Annotated in this window: 14 protein-coding genes; 4 read left to right on the top strand and 10 right to left on the bottom strand. The window is 46.6% G+C overall.

The features are described from left to right. The first annotated feature begins 90 nt into the window (after nucleotides 1-90). On the top strand, nucleotides 91-840 hold the full coding sequence (locus BQ9856_RS22265) for a phosphotransferase family protein (protein ID WP_077612962.1): 750 nt from the start codon (nucleotides 91-93) through the stop codon (nucleotides 838-840). A gap of 104 nt (nucleotides 841-944) precedes the next feature. Here BQ9856_RS22265 and BQ9856_RS22260 read toward each other — a convergent pair whose 3' ends face one another. The 5 genes from BQ9856_RS22260 to BQ9856_RS22240 form a co-directional block, all read right to left on the bottom strand. Next, a complete protein-coding gene (locus tag BQ9856_RS22260; RefSeq protein WP_077612961.1) occupies nucleotides 945-1358 on the bottom strand; it encodes a DUF3783 domain-containing protein in 414 nt (137 codons plus the stop codon). A 23-nt stretch (nucleotides 1359-1381) separates the two neighbouring features. Then, complete coding sequence (locus BQ9856_RS22255; protein ID WP_077613497.1) at nucleotides 1382-2368, bottom strand: diaminopimelate dehydrogenase; 987 nt, start codon at nucleotides 2366-2368, stop codon at nucleotides 1382-1384. Between the two features lie 236 nt (nucleotides 2369-2604). Continuing rightward, on the bottom strand, nucleotides 2605-2889 hold the full coding sequence (gene spoVG / locus BQ9856_RS22250) for a septation regulator SpoVG (protein ID WP_077612960.1): 285 nt from the start codon (nucleotides 2887-2889) through the stop codon (nucleotides 2605-2607). A gap of 26 nt (nucleotides 2890-2915) precedes the next feature. Then, the gene (gene glgD / locus BQ9856_RS22245) at nucleotides 2916-4037 is read right to left on the bottom strand and encodes a glucose-1-phosphate adenylyltransferase subunit GlgD (RefSeq protein ID WP_077612959.1); all 1122 of its coding nucleotides are present in this window, start codon (nucleotides 4035-4037) and stop codon (nucleotides 2916-2918) included. Further along, nucleotides 4034-5284: a glucose-1-phosphate adenylyltransferase gene (locus BQ9856_RS22240; RefSeq protein ID WP_442855604.1), complete on the bottom strand. Its 1251-nt coding sequence runs from the start codon at nucleotides 5282-5284 to the stop codon at nucleotides 4034-4036. Before BQ9856_RS22240 ends, glgD begins: the two co-directional genes overlap by 4 nt. Nucleotides 5285-5554: 270 nt before the next feature. On the opposite strand from BQ9856_RS22240, the gene asnS reads away from it, so the two are divergent. The 3 genes from asnS to BQ9856_RS22225 all read left to right on the top strand — a co-directional run bounded on the left by asnS (nucleotide 5555) and on the right by BQ9856_RS22225 (nucleotide 9963). Then, nucleotides 5555-6946 (top strand): asparagine--tRNA ligase, encoded by a 1392-nt coding sequence (asnS, locus tag BQ9856_RS22235; RefSeq protein WP_077612957.1) that lies wholly within the window; start codon nucleotides 5555-5557, stop codon nucleotides 6944-6946. 79 nt (nucleotides 6947-7025) lie between these two features. Further along, nucleotides 7026-8096 carry a metallophosphoesterase family protein gene (locus BQ9856_RS22230; protein WP_077613496.1) on the top strand — a complete coding sequence of 357 codons (1071 nt, stop codon included), beginning with the start codon at nucleotides 7026-7028 and terminating at the stop codon, nucleotides 8094-8096. Nucleotides 8097-8100: 4 nt separating this feature from the next. Next, the gene (locus tag BQ9856_RS22225) at nucleotides 8101-9963 is read left to right on the top strand and encodes an ATP-binding protein (protein ID WP_077612956.1); all 1863 of its coding nucleotides are present in this window, start codon (nucleotides 8101-8103) and stop codon (nucleotides 9961-9963) included. 72 nt (nucleotides 9964-10035) lie between these two features. Here BQ9856_RS22225 and brnQ read toward each other — a convergent pair whose 3' ends face one another. The 5 genes from brnQ to murC form a co-directional block, all read right to left on the bottom strand. Next, nucleotides 10036-11343 (bottom strand): branched-chain amino acid transport system II carrier protein, encoded by a 1308-nt coding sequence (brnQ, locus tag BQ9856_RS22220; protein WP_077612955.1) that lies wholly within the window; start codon nucleotides 11341-11343, stop codon nucleotides 10036-10038. A gap of 12 nt (nucleotides 11344-11355) precedes the next feature. Further along, complete coding sequence (locus tag BQ9856_RS22215; RefSeq protein ID WP_077612954.1) at nucleotides 11356-12534, bottom strand: ribose-phosphate pyrophosphokinase; 1179 nt, start codon at nucleotides 12532-12534, stop codon at nucleotides 11356-11358. Between the two features lie 73 nt (nucleotides 12535-12607). Continuing rightward, entirely contained in the window at nucleotides 12608-13603 is a 996-nt protein-coding gene (locus BQ9856_RS22210; protein WP_077612953.1) for an ATP-binding protein, read from the bottom strand. Between the two features lie 35 nt (nucleotides 13604-13638). After that, on the bottom strand, nucleotides 13639-14703 hold the full coding sequence (locus tag BQ9856_RS22205; RefSeq protein ID WP_077612952.1) for a DnaD domain protein: 1065 nt from the start codon (nucleotides 14701-14703) through the stop codon (nucleotides 13639-13641). Nucleotides 14704-14965: 262 nt separating this feature from the next. Then, nucleotides 14966-16345: a UDP-N-acetylmuramate--L-alanine ligase gene (gene murC, locus BQ9856_RS22200; RefSeq protein ID WP_077612951.1), complete on the bottom strand. Its 1380-nt coding sequence runs from the start codon at nucleotides 16343-16345 to the stop codon at nucleotides 14966-14968. Between the last annotated feature and the right edge of the window lie 140 nt (nucleotides 16346-16485).

Below are 16485 nucleotides of genomic sequence, written 5' to 3'. Positions count from 1 at the left end.
CAGCTATACTTTTTATGGATTTTGTAGTAAAATATAGGTACAAATCTACTACAAAATGATTTAGATTCATGGATGGAAGGAGAAGTTTTTATGGCAGCAGAATTAATAGCTACAACTGCAACAAAAAAGGTCTTTCGTGATGGAAATAAGGCGATCAAGGTTTTCAACGCTGATTTCCCAAAGGCAGATGTCCTAAATGAAGCATTGATTTCCGCGCGCGTAGAGGAAGTCGGCGGAATCAATGTTCCAAAGGTTTTAGAAGTTGGTGTTTATGAAGGCAAGTGGTCCATAACCTTTGATTTCATTGAGGGCAAGACTCTCCAACAGCTCATGGATGAAAACCCGGAAAAGCTGCCGGAATACATGGAAAAGATGGTTGACCTTCATTTGAGCATTATGGCAAAACAGTGCCCGCTTCTTAACAAGTTAAAGGATAAGATGTCACGGCAGATCCTGGATATTGAAGAATTAGGTGATGTGACCAGGTACGATATGCGGACACAGCTGGACAGTATGCCGAAGCATACCAAGCTATGCCACGGAGATTTTAACCCCAGCAATATTATCGTGAAGGATGACGGGACTATGTTTGTTCTGGACTGGGTGCACGCGACCCAGGGGAATGCCAGTGCGGATGTTGCAAGGACTTATCTGCTGTTCTGCCTGCAGGATCAGAAAAAGGCGGATATGTATATGGATTTGTTCTGTAAAAAAACCGGGACGGCGAAGAAATATGTGCAGTCGTGGCTGTCCGTCGTTGCGGCCGCACAGTTGTCTAAAAAGAGGCCGGAAGAGGCGGAATTGCTGCATAAATGGGCGAATGTTTGTGATTATCAGTAGGGAGGAGATTGAGTGTAGGGAAAGCGGGGACGCAGTGGGGCTGAGAGAAGGAGCAGGAGCTCCTTCTCTCTGAACGGCTGGCACCGTATTCCCCGCGTAATCCATTATAATGTCTCATCTTCCCCGGACATCGTATCATGTTCTTTTTTAAGCTCCTGATACAGGTCATAGAATTTCCACTTGCAATTGGTATCGGTTATCACCGCCTTTAAAGCGATCTTCGGGACTCCTGCCCGCTTTAAGTTCATGAGTAACTCGTCTAACCGGCGGTTGGAGAAATTCTTCATAACCAGAATTTCCTCCTCCACAGCCGGACATTCCTCCTGCTCCTGCTCAAGAAATCCGTCAAAGCCTGCCAGATATCCCACAGTCTGGCTAAGCTGGTCCGGGGAAATATTCTTAATCCGTATCCCCATACGGACCAGAACAGCCTTTAGCCTGGCGGCTTTCGTATCATTTCCGCTCTGCCTGTCCTTCTCCGGCTGATAATATAAGACTATTTCTTTCATGACTGCCATTCTCTATCCCTCCTGCCGCCGTTTTATAACAGATGTCCTCTCAATTCTTCCCCGCTTAAGGAACTTAAATACGCCGGGGCTATGTCAAATACGGTCTTACAGCCGCACTGGCCTTCCTGATTCAAACGGCAGGCAGCTCTTGCATAAGCGGTCAGGACAGAAGCGGTAAATTCCGGGTTGGAATCCAGTTTCAGGCTGTATTCCATTACATGGCTGTTCTCATCCTCCCAGCCTGTTGTTCCGGTCCTGATGACGAACCCGCCATGAGGAATTCCTTTATGCTCCCGAATAAGTTCTTCCTCCGTGATAAAATGGACTGTGGTATTATAATCTGCAAAATAATTGGGCATGGTCACGATTTCCTCTCTGATCCTGTCTAAATCAGCCCCCTCTTCCGCCACAACAAAGCATTCACGGGTGTGCTTCTCTTTGGCAGTCAGTTCGGGATTATTACCGCTCCGGACCGACTCTAAGGCTTCCCCGACCGGAACGGTATACTGTCTGGCATCCTTTACGCCGGAAATCCTGCGGATTGCATCGGAATGCCCCTGGCTCACACCTTTGCCCCAGAATGTATAATCATGGCCGCCCGGCAGAATGGCACCCGCATACAAGCGGTTTAAGGAAAACATGCCCGGATCCCAGCCTACGGATATGATTCCCACCTTATTTCCCTCTTTTGCCGCCGCATCAACAGCTTCAAAATGCTGCGGAATTCTGGCATGGGTATCAAAGCTGTCAACCACATTGAAATGTCTTGCAAGCTGTTTCGTCTGTACCGGAAGATCCGTTGCGCTCCCCCCGCACAGGATCAGCACATCAATGGAATCCTTTTTTGAAATGGCCTCCTCATAGGGATACACCTTTACACCCGGAGTTAAAATCCTTAAGGATTCCGGATTTCTTCTGGTAAATACCGCGGCAAGCTCCATATCCGGATTATGACGGATGGCGCATTCCACTCCCTTTCCCAGATTTCCATAGCCTGCGATACCTATTTTAATCGTCATGTTTTCATCTACCTTTCCAAAATTATTAATTTTTATTATAACCCGAAAAAGAGCCCGGTGTAAATCCTGTATTGCAAAGAGTTTTGCATACAAAGGGGCCGTCGCAAAATCTGAGATAGCAATTTATACAAAAGAACCGTATTAACAGCATGGAAATGCGCCTTGAAACGGCTTTTAAAAGCCCAATCAAGACGCATTTTTTGTGAATAATTTTGCGACAGTCCCTAAAATTCGCCTTATGCTAATGCTGCCACATCCGGCATATCCAGCGTTGTAGTCTCATATTTGTCCAGAATCACCTTCTGGATCATATCACGCGTGCCGGAATTAATGGGATGAGCGATATCCCGGTATTCCCCATCAGCTGCCTTGCGGCTTGGCATGGCGATGAACAGCCCCTTCTCCCCTTCAATCACCTTGATGTCATGAATCACGAATTCGTTATCCAGTGTAATGGATACAATCGCCTTCATCTTTCCTTCTTTTTCGATCCGTCTTACTCTCACGTCTGTAATCTGCATGTTAAACCCCTTCCCGTCACATTTCTTTATAATGTGTATCTTTCGTTTTTTTCCAGGACAACTTTTATATTGTCCGGTGTTCCAATATAGGTGGTATTCGCCCGGATGGTATCCCGGCTTTCCACAATACAATTTTCAATGACCGTATTATCACCTATATATACATCATTTAAGATGATGGAATTCTTTATAACACAGTTGTTGCCGATATAGGCCTTCTTAAAGAGAACCGAATTCTCTACCACTCCATTGACAATGCTGCCGCTGGATATCAGGCTGTTCTTCACCACCGCGCCCGGATTGTACTTGGCCGGAGGCAAATCATCTATTTTGGAATAAACATCCGGATACTGGCGGAAAAAATAATCCCTTACTTCCGGTTTTAAGAAATCCATATTGGTCTTATAGTAAGATTCCACAGAAGCGATATTCCTCCAGTAAGTGTTCATCTTATAAGCATAAATTCTCTTTAAATTCCGGTAGCGCACCAGAATGTCGCTTACAAAATCATAACGGTCCTCCATGGCGCAGCGCTCGATCAGTTCGATCAGCTGCCGCCTCCGTATCACATAGATCCCGCAGGAAACCGTGTTTGAAGAAGCTACCATGGGTTTTTCTTCAAAATCCGTTATCCTTCCGTCTTCATTGGACTTAACAAGTCCGAAGCGGGTGACATCCTCTCCCTTTGGAAGCTCCGTACACACAACGGTGATATCCGCCTTTCTTTCAATGTGATATTCCAGAACCTTTCCATAATCCAGCTTATAGATGCCGTCGCCTGCCGCAATGACCACATAGGGTTCATGGCTGTTCTTTAAAAATGTCAGATTCTGATAAAGCGCATCCGCGGTTCCCCGGTACCAGTCACTGCTATCCGCAGTAATGGTTGGGGTAAATACGAATAATCCTCCCTGCTTTCTTCCGAAATCCCACCATTTGGAAGAACTCAAATGCAGATGAAGAGACCTGGAATTATACTGGGTCAGAACCGCCACGTTCTGAATATGGGAATTCGTCATATTGCTGAGGGCAAAATCAATGCTGCGGTAGCTGCCTGCAATCGGCATGGCTGCGATCGCCCTTTTATTGGATAGATCCCGCATTCTCTTACTGTTTCCGCCTGCTAATACAATCCCTATCGCTCTCATCGCATGCCACCTGCCTTTATGATGTAGTCTCCGCCGGCCAGTTCTCCGTCCGCATAATCCTCTAATATTGTCTCCCCGACAATTGCCGTATTCTTACCCACCTTCACATTCTCCGGAATGTTTGAATTCTCACCAACCGTTACCAGATCAAACTGATACACCTTGGGATCATATTTGCTCGGAACAAAATCCCCGATCCCAAGCTCGGCACTGGCACCGATCCTTACATTCTCAGCAATAATGGCTTTATGGATCTTAGCGTTCTCCCCTATGATGCATTCCCTCATGACAATGGAATCCCGGACCACAGCACCTTTCTTTATGACAACGCCCGCACCGATGACGGAATTATGGACTTCCCCATAGATTTCCGATCCTTCTCCGATGATGCTTCTGTCTATGACCGCATCCTCCGCCACGTACTGGGGCGGAATGATGTCGCTCTTGGTATAAATTTTCCAGTATTCCTCGTAAAGATTAAATTCAGGAATGATATCAATCAATTCCATATTGGCTTCCCAGTAAGATCCCAGAGTACCTACATCCTTCCAGTAGCCATTGTATTCATAGGCGAACACCCGGTTTCCGGATTCGAAGCAATGCGGAATGATGTGTTTGCCAAAGTCACATCCCGGAACTTCCGACATCTTTATAAGTGCTTCTTTTAATACCTTCCAGCTGAATATGTAAATCCCCATAGAAGCCAGGTTGCTTCTGGGGTTCGCCGGTTTCTCCTCAAATTCCGTAATCCGGTTATTCTCATCGGTAATGAGAATCCCGAACCGGCTGGCTTCCTCGATCGGCACCGGCATGGCAGCAATGGTGATATCAGCATTATTCGCCTTATGATATTCCAGCATAACCTCATAATCCATCTTATAAATATGGTCGCCCGACAATATTAAGACATAGTCCGGATTGTAAGTCTCCATGTACTCGAGGTTCTGATAAATGGCATTTGCCGTTCCGGTATACCAGTCACTGCCCTTGCTCCTCTCATAAGGCGGAAGGATCGTAACGCCACCAACATTGCGGTCCAGATCCCACGGGATGCCGATCCCGATATGGGTGTTCAAACGTAATGGCTGATACTGGGTCAAAACTCCTACTGTATCCACTCCTGAATTGATGCAGTTGCTAAGCGGGAAATCTATGATCCGGTATTTGCCGCCAAATGATACTGCTGGTTTGGCCACCTTTTGCGTCAGCACGCCTAAACGGCTTCCCTGGCCGCCTGCCAAAAGCATGGCAATCATTTCTTTCTTAATCACGTTATCACCTCTTGCTGTTGTAATTTTATTGTACTAGCATTATAACACACATTTATAGAATAGTGAACAAATTTTTAAATTATTACAATGATTTTTTGTGCATTTTCCGACATTTTTCATGCTTTTTCCCTATCTTTTACATTTTATTCCATATCCGACGTTTTTACCCACTATCCCCCTTGAATCGAAACTGGAAATACAGTATAATCTTAATAAGTATGCGAACATATAGAAGGAGAAGCCATTATGGACTTAATAACAGTAAGACAAATATATAAAAACAAAGAATCGTTTCTTAACACCCAGATTACGGTCGGGGGCTGGGTGAGAAGCTTAAGGGACTCCAAAGCCTTTGGATTCATTGTTTTAAACGATGGAACCTATTTTGAAACACTTCAGGCCGTCTATCATGATACCATGGAGAATTTCTCCGAAATATCCAGGCTGAATGTAGGCACCTCAGTCATTGTTACCGGAACCCTGGTTGCCACACCGGAGGCAAAACAGCCATTTGAGATCCAGGCAACGGAAATCTTAGTAGAGGGTACCTCTACACCGGATTATCCTCTTCAGAAAAAGCGTCATTCCTTTGAGTATTTAAGGACCATTTCCCACCTGCGTCCCAGAACTAATACATTCCAGGCAGTTTTCCGTGTCCGCTCCCTGATCGCCTATGCCATCCACCAGTTCTTCCAGGAGAGGGATTTCGTTTATGTACACACCCCGCTCATCACCGGAAGCGACTGCGAAGGGGCCGGTGAGATGTTCCAGGTCACCACACTGGATCTGACAAACGTTCCGAAGACCGGGGAAGGTGCCGTCGATTTTAGTCAGGATTTCTTTGGAAAGCCTACCAACTTAACCGTAAGCGGCCAGCTGAATGCAGAGACTTATGCCATGGCATTCCGCAATGTTTATACCTTCGGACCTACATTCCGTGCCGAGAATTCCAACACCACACGCCATGCGGCGGAATTCTGGATGATTGAGCCGGAGATGGCCTTTGCGGATTTAAATGACGATATGGAGCTGGCAGAATCCATGTTGAAATATGTCATCCGGTTCGTCCTGGAGCATGCGCCGGAAGAGATGAATTTCTTCAACCAGTTTGTGGATAAGGAATTATTAAACCGTCTGAACCATGTTTTAAATTCTGAATTCGCTCATGTGACGTATACCGATGCCATAGAGCTTTTGGAAAAGCACAACGATGAATTTGACTATAAAGTGTTCTGGGGCTGTGACTTACAGACCGAGCATGAACGCTATTTAACTGAGCAGCTTTATAAAAAGCCTGTATTCGTAACGGATTATCCGAAGGAGATCAAAGCCTTTTACATGAAGATGAACCCGGATAACAAAACTGTGGCCGCTGTGGACTGCCTGGTTCCCGGAATCGGTGAGATCATCGGCGGAAGTCAGAGAGAGGACGATTACGGCAAGCTGACCGCACGTATGGATGAGCTTGGCCTTAAGAAAGAGGATTACGAGTTCTACCTTGACTTGAGAAAATACGGTTCCACCCGCCATGCAGGCTTTGGCTTAGGGTTTGAGCGCTGCGTGATGTATTTAACCGGAATGGCCAATATCCGCGATGTGGTCCCGTTCCCGAGAACTGCGGGCAACTGCGAACTTTAAACCTGTGCCGCAAATTCCCTTCCCTGACCGGCAGGGAATTTGTGGTATGTATATACAGAGGACCAGCGAGGTAATGATAATGAAATTCATACATATTTCAGATGTTCACTGGGGCATGAGCCCGGACAGCGACAAGCCGTGGAGCAAGGAGCGGTGCCAGGATATCAAAGACACCTTTGCAAAGGCGGTAAATCAGGCAAAAGTGCTGGAAGCCGACTGCCTTTTTATATCCGGTGACTTATTTCACCGGCAGCCTCTTGCAAGGGATTTAAAAGAAGTAAACTATCTGTTTTCCACCATTCCGGACGTTCATGTGGTCATGATCGCCGGCAACCATGACCGCATCCGGAACAACTCCGCCCTTTTAAGCTTCAACTGGGCGTCCAACGTGTCTTACCTGATGGGGGAGGAGCTGGAGAGTGTTTACTTTAAGGATATCAATACGGAAGTTTATGGTTTCAGCTATCATTCATCTGAGATCCCGGAAAACCGCCTTGACCATTTAAAGGTGCCTAATAACGGACGCATCCATATCCTCTTAGGCCATGGCGGCGACGCCAACCACATTCCCTTTGACAAGGGTGCCATGGCCAATCTGGATTTTTCCTATATTGCCATGGGACACATCCACCGGCCGGAGATCCTTTTGGAAAACCGCATGGCATTTGCCGGTTCCCTGGAGCCTTTGGACAAGACGGAATCAGGGCCGCACGGCATGATGGCCGGGGAGATCAATGAAGTGACCCGTATGGTGGCCTCCTTAAAGTTCATCCCGTTAGCAAGGCTTCAGTACATCTCCCTGGCTGTCAATGTGACCACTGCCACTACCAATACCGAACTGGCCATGAAAATCACTCAGGAAATCCAGAACCGGGGACCGGAAAACATATTCCGGTTCCGCATCCGCGGCATGAGAGACCCGGAGATTTCCTTTGATCTGGAAATGCTTTCCACCCGGTTTAAGATCATGGAGATCATCGATGAATCCGAACCGCAATATGACTTCCCGGCATTGTTCGCCGAACACCCCAGTGATATGATCGGATTTTTTATCCAGGCCCTTCAGAAACCGGAGATGAGCCCTGTGGAGAAAAAGGCCCTCTACTACGGCATCAACGCATTGCTTCGTACAACGGACGAAAGGAGCTGACCCAATGAAAATACTGGATATTTATATCAACGGCTTCGGAAAATTCCATGACAGAAATCTATCCTTCCGGGATGGGCTTAACATTGTATATGGCAAGAATGAGGCCGGAAAATCCACCATCCACACCTTCATCCGGGGCATGCTTTTCGGCATAGAACGCCAGCGGGGACGGGCCTCAAGGAATGATCTTTATACCAAATATGAACCCTGGGAAAACAGCGGTACCTACGAAGGTCAGGTACGCCTGGAGCATAAGGATCACATCTACCGGATCGAACGTACCTTCCATAAGAATAAAAAGGAATTTAAGATCGTAGATGAGACCGCCGGACGGGAAGTGGAGCCTACCAAGGCATTTCTGGATGACTTATTATGCGGCTTAAGCGAAGCCGCCTATATCAATACGGTCAGCATCGGACAGCTGAAAAGTGCTACCGATGAAGGCATGGTTTCCGAATTAAAAAATTACATAGCCAACCTAAATACAACAGGGAACCTGGCACTTAATATCACAAAGGCCGCGGCCTTTTTAAAATCCCAGAGAAAGGAACTGGAATCCCAAATGGTTCCGGAAGCCGCCCGTACTTATACTTCTTTATTAAGTGAGATCCGCAATACGGAAAAGGATATCGCATCCCCGGAATACGAAAATCAGATACAGGCATACCAGAAGCTGCGCTCAGAGGTTAAAAATACTTTGGAGGAACTCCAAAAAGAAAAAGAGGAACTTCTTCAAAAGGCCGCAAGGGGCAGGCAGGTATTAAGCAGCAACCAGTTTTCCGATCAGGAGTCCATAAACGTCTATTCCGGGAAGGCTCAGGAGACGTTTGACGAATACACGGAAGCCAGGACTGCCTGCGGGAAAAAGCCGCGGAAAATATGCTCCGTTCTTTCCCTGATCATTGCTACTGTGCTTTTATGCAGCACCGGAGTGCTTTACTACCTGGGGGAATCCAACTATTTTACCGCTTACTATGGACTGGATCTGATCCTTTTACTTGGCGTTTTCATCGGTGCCGCCATTATTTTCTACCTGATCGGTCTGATCCTCTTTTTGCGCCTGAGACACAGCCAGAAGGATATGGAAATGAGTGCCAAGATCCTGCAGGAAATTCTCTCCAGGCATTTAGGTAACACAGATATTTCCACAAAGGCTATCCAGGCTTTCCAGACCAGAATGGCGGAATTTACCCGTTTATGCTCTGCTGTCACCAGGTCTGAAGCTGCCATTGCACAGAAGGCGGCTGAGATCGAAGAGCTTCAGAAAAAGCAGGAAGGCTGCGGAGAATCCATTGAAAAACAGCAGAAAAGCCAGTGGGAACTGGAGAAAAAGCTGGAACATCTGTCAAACTGCAAAACACAGGCAGAAGGGCTTAAGCACATTCTGGCGGAGAATGACCGCATCCGGGAAGAGATATCAGCCATTGACCTTGCTTTGGAAACCATGACCAGCCTCTCATCCTCCATCCGGGATTCCTTTGGCTTATATTTAAATAAGACGGCCTCTGACCTCATCGCCGGAATTACAGGAGGAATTTATACCAGCATGAGCGTGGATGAAAACCTCAATGTCTTTTTAAATACGAAAACCAAGCTGGTCCCCTTAGAGCAGGTCAGCAGCGGAACTATGGACCAGGTATATTTAGCGCTCCGGCTGGCAGCTGCTACTTTAATCCAGGAAGGCACGGAACGGATGCCATTCATATTTGACGACAGCTTTGTATTATATGATGATGACAGGCTTCGTACCGCCTTAAAGTGGCTGGTGGGCGCCTATTCGGACCAGGTCATTATTTTCACCTGCCATCAGAGGGAAGCGCAGATGCTGACCGCCAACCTGATTCCTTATCATTTAGTGGAAATATAATCATGGATAGCACATTCTATAAAAATAAGACTGTAATACGGATATTCTCACGGCCGTATTACAGTCTTACTTTTATGTACTCTTATTTCGAGCGATACCTGCTGTAACACCGGCCAGAATTCCCAATAAAGCCGGTCCGATCCAGCCAAGCTCCACTTCATAAAGGGGGAGCAGGGAAAGTCCGGCATTTAAAAATCCAAGGCCTGCCTGTTCTAAGGACAGCAGCACACTGGTGATCCCGGTGAAAGCAATGGAACAGACATAAACTGCCTTCCACTTCCTGCCGTCCCGGAATCCAAAAGAAAGGAGAATCAGAACAATAGCCACCGGATAGATGGCATTTAACACCGGTACGGAAACCTCCAGTATCCTGTTAAGGCCAATATTGGAAATGATCAGGCTGACCAATGCAAAAATAAAAGCCCAGGTTCGGTATCCGATTTTCGGAACAATAGTACAGAAATATTTGCTGCAGCAGCTGATCAAGCCAATGCAGGTATTTAAACAGGCAATAAAGAATATGGCAGCCAGCATTACAAGCCCTGCATTACCGTATAAAAAACGCACTGTCTGATTTAATGTCCGGGCTCCGTTTTCCGCAAGTCCAAATGCTCCTCCTGTGATGGCTCCTACATGAGCCAGAGCGCTGTACACCCCAAGGAGAAGGCCTCCCGCAATAAGTCCTGCTTTGATGGTCTCCCGGACCAGGCCGGATTCCTTACTGATCCCCATGGTCCTGATATTCAGAGATATGATGATCCCGAAATTCAGGGCAGCAATGGTATCCATGGTCATATACCCCTCAAGAAACCCTTCTGTGAAAGGATTGGACTCATAGGCTTTCGCCGGTACCCCATAGGAACCCGGGGGATGAATCATGCAGCCTGCAAATATCACCACGATCAGCGTCAGAAGGCAGGGAGTCAGAACCTTCCCTAACCGGTCTGTCAGTTTATCCGGCTTTAATGCCACCACAAAAGCGATGGTAAAAAACACGGCGGAATATAGAAACTGAGTCAGCACACCGGAGCTTTCCTCCCTTAAAAACGGAACCACAGCCATCTCAAACGATGTGCTGGCGGTTCTCGGGATCGCAAGGCACGGTCCGATGGACAAATAGATAAGCAGTGTAAAGATAAACGCAAATTTAGAGTGGACATGGCCTGCAAGCTTATCAAGGCCGCCGGACTGAGCCACGGCAATGACTCCAAGGACCGGAAATCCAATTGCCGTCACCGCAAAACCGGCCATGGCGGTCCAGGTATTGGTCCCTGCCGATGCACCTAAAAAGGGCGGAAAGATAAGATTTCCCGCCCCAAAAAACATGGAGAAAAGTGTAAGACCTGCTAAAACGAGTTTTTGTGTTGATAATTTTTCCATATAGCCCCCAATTTACCTGTCTCCTGCTCGGTAACGCTCCAGAAGCCGGTTAATCCTGGTAGTCGGATTCAACAGGCCGCTTAAGGATGCATCATGGTTCAGATTATCCACGATCAACGCGATGTATTTACTCATATCAACATTAATGTAATATGGCCTGGAGAGAAGATCCGGGGTCTGATATACCAGGTTGGTAGTGAGAATCCGATCGATAAAGCCATTCTCATAATATTCATCGAACTTTGCAAGGCCGTTGGTAAAAAGACCAAATGTTGCACATACGAATACCTTCCTGGCTTTTCTTCTTTTCAGTTCTTTCGCAACATCCAGCATGCTCTCGCCGGATGAGATCATGTCATCAACAATGATCACATCCTTTCCTTCTACGCTGCTCCCCAGGAATTCATGGGCAACGATCGGGTTACGTCCGTTGACGATCTGGGTATAATCACGGCGCTTGTAGAACATACCCATATCAAGGCCCAGAACATTTGCAAAAAACACAGCACGTCCCATACCGCCTTCATCCGGACTGACGACCATCATATTTTCGCTGTCAATATCCAGTTCCTTTTCTTCCTTTAATAAGTACTTGATAAACTGGTAAATAGGCTGAACGGTCTCAAATCCCTTTAACGGAATGGCATTCTGCACTCTCGGGTCATGAGCATCAAACGTAATGATGTTCTCAACCCCCATATTCACCAGTTCCTGCAGGGCCAGGGCACAGTCTAAAGACTCTCTGCTTGATCTTTTGTGCTGTCTGCTCTCATATAAGAAGGGCATGATCACATTGATGCGGCGGGCTTTTCCTGCAGACGCTGCGATGAGGCGCTTCAAATCCTGGAAATGGTCATCCGGGGACATGTGATTGGTCATTCCGCACAGGGAATAGGTAAGGCTGTAATTACACACATCTACCATGAAATAAAGGTCATCACCGCGTACGGATTCCTGCAGAGTCCCCTTAGCTTCGCCGCTTCCGAATCTTGGGGTATTCCCCCCGATGATATAGGACTCTCTCTGATAACCCGCAAAAGCGATGGTAGATTTATGCTCACTCTCCCGTTCCTGTCTCCATGCCACCAGGTAATCATTGACTTTATCCCCTAAATCCCTGCAGCTTTTAAGCGGAATTAAACCCAGCGGCCCTACCGGAATGGTTTCTATCGTTTTCTCTTCGTAAAGCATTTCTTCTCTCCTTCAACATATCTTATTGCTATGCAACGGTTCTTTTATATCATTATGTGCGAAAATAGTCAAGTTAATCGGTACGTCCTGCCTTCTTTCGAATACGGATGTCGTCCCCGTAAAGCGGAATCACCGTATACCGGCTGATCAGCCTGGACGTTACACGCTCCGTATACCGGTCCCTCAGCTCGTTCATGGGATGATTGGTAGAAATAATGGTGGACTTAGAAGAATTAAGCCGTTCATTGATGCAGTAAAATAACTCAGAAGAAGTAAAGCTGTTATTAAGCTCTGTTCCCAGGTCATCAATGATCAGAAGATCGCAGTCCAGAATATACTGATACATGCCCTTCATGTCTTCTTCATCCTGATAATCAAACCGGTTCTTGGAAAACACCTCAAATAAATCATTGGCGGACAGGTAAATGACGGAATAATACCGGTCAATCAGCTCCTTGGCAATGCAGTTGGTCAGAAACGTCTTGCCGACTCCGGTAGGCCCTGTAAATAACAGGTTTCCATGCTCCGCGGAAAATCCCTTCACAAAATTCCTGCAGGTTTCCATGACCTGTCCCATATATTGTTTTACGGTACGGTTCAAAACCGAAATCACCCTGGTATCATCAAAATATTCATAGGAGAATGTATCAAAATTTTCTACCGCAACAATCTCCTCAATATTGGACTGGGCATACAGATATTTCATCTCAGACTGACGGAAACAGTGGCACTTCGCTCCATCCGCATACCCGGTATCCTTACAATCCGGACACCGGTGCCGCATCTCCATATAATCCGCAGAAAACCCGGCTGCCTTTAAAAGTACGCTTTTCTGTTCTCTCAAGTCTGCGATTTCACTGCGCAGCTCCTTAAGAGCTTCCTGATCCCCATCAAGAAGTCTGCGCGCACAAGCCACCGCTCTGGTGCTGATGGAATCATCCAGCTCTTTGATAACGGGAATCCTTTTATATACCTCTGCAATCCTTTCTTCCTGTTCATGGCGGTTCTTAAACTGCTGCTGCCCATAAGCCCGCATGATGGCGTTATACTGTGAATTGCTCAGCGCCATAGTTACCTCCATTCTTATACTGCCTTACGTAAATCCTACTGCTGCTCTGTCAGCTGCTTTAAGACAAGGGCATCATAATCAATCTCTCTTTGAGGGAAATTCTGAAACTGATTCTGTCCGCTTCTCCCCTTTGTGGCCGGAACCTGCTTATATTCTCCGTTCTTTCCATCAGCAGCCGAATTCTTTCCTGTCTTGTTCCCGCCGTTCTTTATCCGGTCCGCATGCTGCTCGTCCAGTCTCCTGACCTCTTCCATGGAGCGGACCCCTGCTTTTTTCCAGCCTTCCAATATCTTATCCGCATACTGGAAGCTGGGTGCATGAGTGGCAGATAACGTACGGTTGCATGCCTCGATCACCAGCTCCCTGGCAAATCCATAGGCCCGGAACCAGCGGTCCATAAAATCCCGTTCCAAATCTCCCGGCTTTCTGTCATTTAACCCAAAAGCCCTCATGACAGCAAAGGAGTCCTTGGAAAAGGAAAACGCATGATTCTTTGCATCCTCAATGGTCCGAAATCCTTTTTCATGCCAGCTGATGGCCACTGTTTCAATATAACGGATGCTGCTGTGCCCGCCCTGAACACAGTATTCCACCACATATTCCAGCAGTTCCGCCGTCATATGAAGACCGTCATAGAGATAGGCGAACACCTCGCATTCTCTCTGGGTAAATACCTTATTCATATATTTCTGTGCGATATAAAGGAGCTGGGAAAAGTCCTCATCCCCGGCAAGGCCGCTTATTTTCTCAGGAGAATAGACCGGTCGTTTCTGCGGCACGTCCGGTTTCCCGGACTCTGCTGCGGCACTTCCGGTACAGGCTGTCTCAGATACTGCCGGAGACACTTCCCGTCTGGCCGGAACGTCTTCCGCCAGGACTCCTGCCTTCTTCCAGTAAGACAACGCACGCGCCACATCCGCCTCCGTATGGTTTAAGGCATCCGCTATCATGGAAACGGTCACCTCTTCTCCTTCATGGCGCATCAAATATAAATATTCCTTTATGTACTCTCCATTGGCTCCTGCCATATGCTCATCAATGAAAGCATTGGATATCACCGTCGCATTTACCTTGAAACTGCTCTTAAAATTCACTGCCATAACCTCACCTTTTTATCATGCTCTTATCATACCACAGGTCTTTGCAAAAGAAAATAGGCGCAGTTATCCACTAAATGAATTGTGGAAACTGTGGATAATGTGGAAATCAGGTATACATAATTTGGAGTTCTCCTCCGAATCGTGTCGATTTGCTGATAAAACCGAGATTTTGTAAATTGTAAGACTATAAATTATGTAAATTAAAAAATCCACATAGCTTCTTAACATAAAATGTTGAAAACTATGTGGATAATGTGGATAACTATAAGCCCAACAGCTTTTCTCCCACTTTTACAATATCTCCGGCTCCCATAGTTATCAACAAATCACCGTGTATACAATTTTCCAAAATAAATGTTTCAATTTCATCAAACGACGGTATGTAATGCGCTTTCACGCCTTTTTTTTCGATCCGATCCGCGATATCCCCGGAACTGATTCCAAGATTGTCAGTTTCGCGGGCCGCATAGATATCCGCCAGTATTACCTCATCAGCCAGAGACAAAGCCTCTGCAAATTCGTCCAGAAATGCTTTTGTTCTGGTATAGGTATGAGGCTGGAACACTACCCACAGCTTTTCATGAGGATAATGCTTTGCCGTTTCCAGGGTGGCCTTTATTTCCTGGGGATGATGGGCGTAATCATCGATGATGGTCACACCGGATAAAACTCCCTTCTTCTCGAAACGCCGGTTGGTTCCCGTAAAGCGTTTAAGCCCCTTTTTAATCAGATCCATGGATATCCCAAGTTCCGTGCAGACTGCTGCTGCTGCCAGGGAATTGTATACGTTATGCTCACCCGGAACGCCAAGGGCAACCGTATCTACAATTTTTCCGTCTATCTTCAGATCATAAGTAGCCCTCGCCAATTCATCAAACCGGATCCCATCGGCCTGGTATCTGCTTCCCGGCCTCTTACCAAACGTGATCACTTTGCACGGAAGGCCAGCCGTTATGTTCTCCCTGTTCTCTATGTCATTGTTGATCACCAGCAATCCGTCCTCCGGAAGCTTTTCAGCGAAAAGGCGGAAGGAGTGCCGTATATCCTTTATATCTTTAAAAAAGTCCAGATGGTCTGCCTCTATGTTTAAAATCACTTCCATGGTCGGGAAAAAGGATAAGAAGCTGTTGGTATATTCGCAGGCTTCTGTTACAAACATTTCCGGACCGCCCACCCGGATATTACCGCCGATGGAATTTAAGATTCCTCCAACCGATATGGTGGGGTCTGTGTCCGCCGATAAAAGGACCTCTGTTATCATGGATGTGGTCGTGGTCTTGCCGTGAGTTCCGGAAACAGCTATGGAGTTCTGATAGTTTGCCATCATCTGGCCCAGCAGCTCTGCCCGGCTGAGAATCGGAAGCTGTTTTTCCCTGGCTTCTATAAACTCCGGATTATCCGGATGCACTGCCGCCGTATAGACGACCACATCGATCCCCTCAGTGATATTCTCCGGCCGCTGTCCGTATGCGATTTTTGCTCCCTTTGCCTCCAAATGTTGCGTCAGCTCTGATTCATGAGAATCGGAACCCGTAACAGTAAATCCCTCATCAATAAGAATTTCCGCCAAACCGCTCATGCTGATTCCGCCTATTCCAATAAAATGAATTGCTTCTGGTTTATGAAAATCAATTTGATACATGTTTTTTCCATCCTTAATTTTGTTTTTCTATGATGACTGATACTTCCTCTTACTTTTACTGCTTTTCTTTTGTAAAGTCAACTGCTTTCTTATCCATTATATAAGAAAGCAGTCAGAAAATCTACAATATAATCTTATAT

Origin of the sequence: Clostridium sp. Marseille-P2415 (assembly GCF_900155545.1) — a bacterium.
GTDB lineage: Bacteria > Bacillota > Clostridia > Lachnospirales > Lachnospiraceae > Lacrimispora.
The sequence above is the reverse complement of the archived record's forward strand: the minus strand, read 5'-3'. Positions and strand labels throughout refer to the sequence as shown.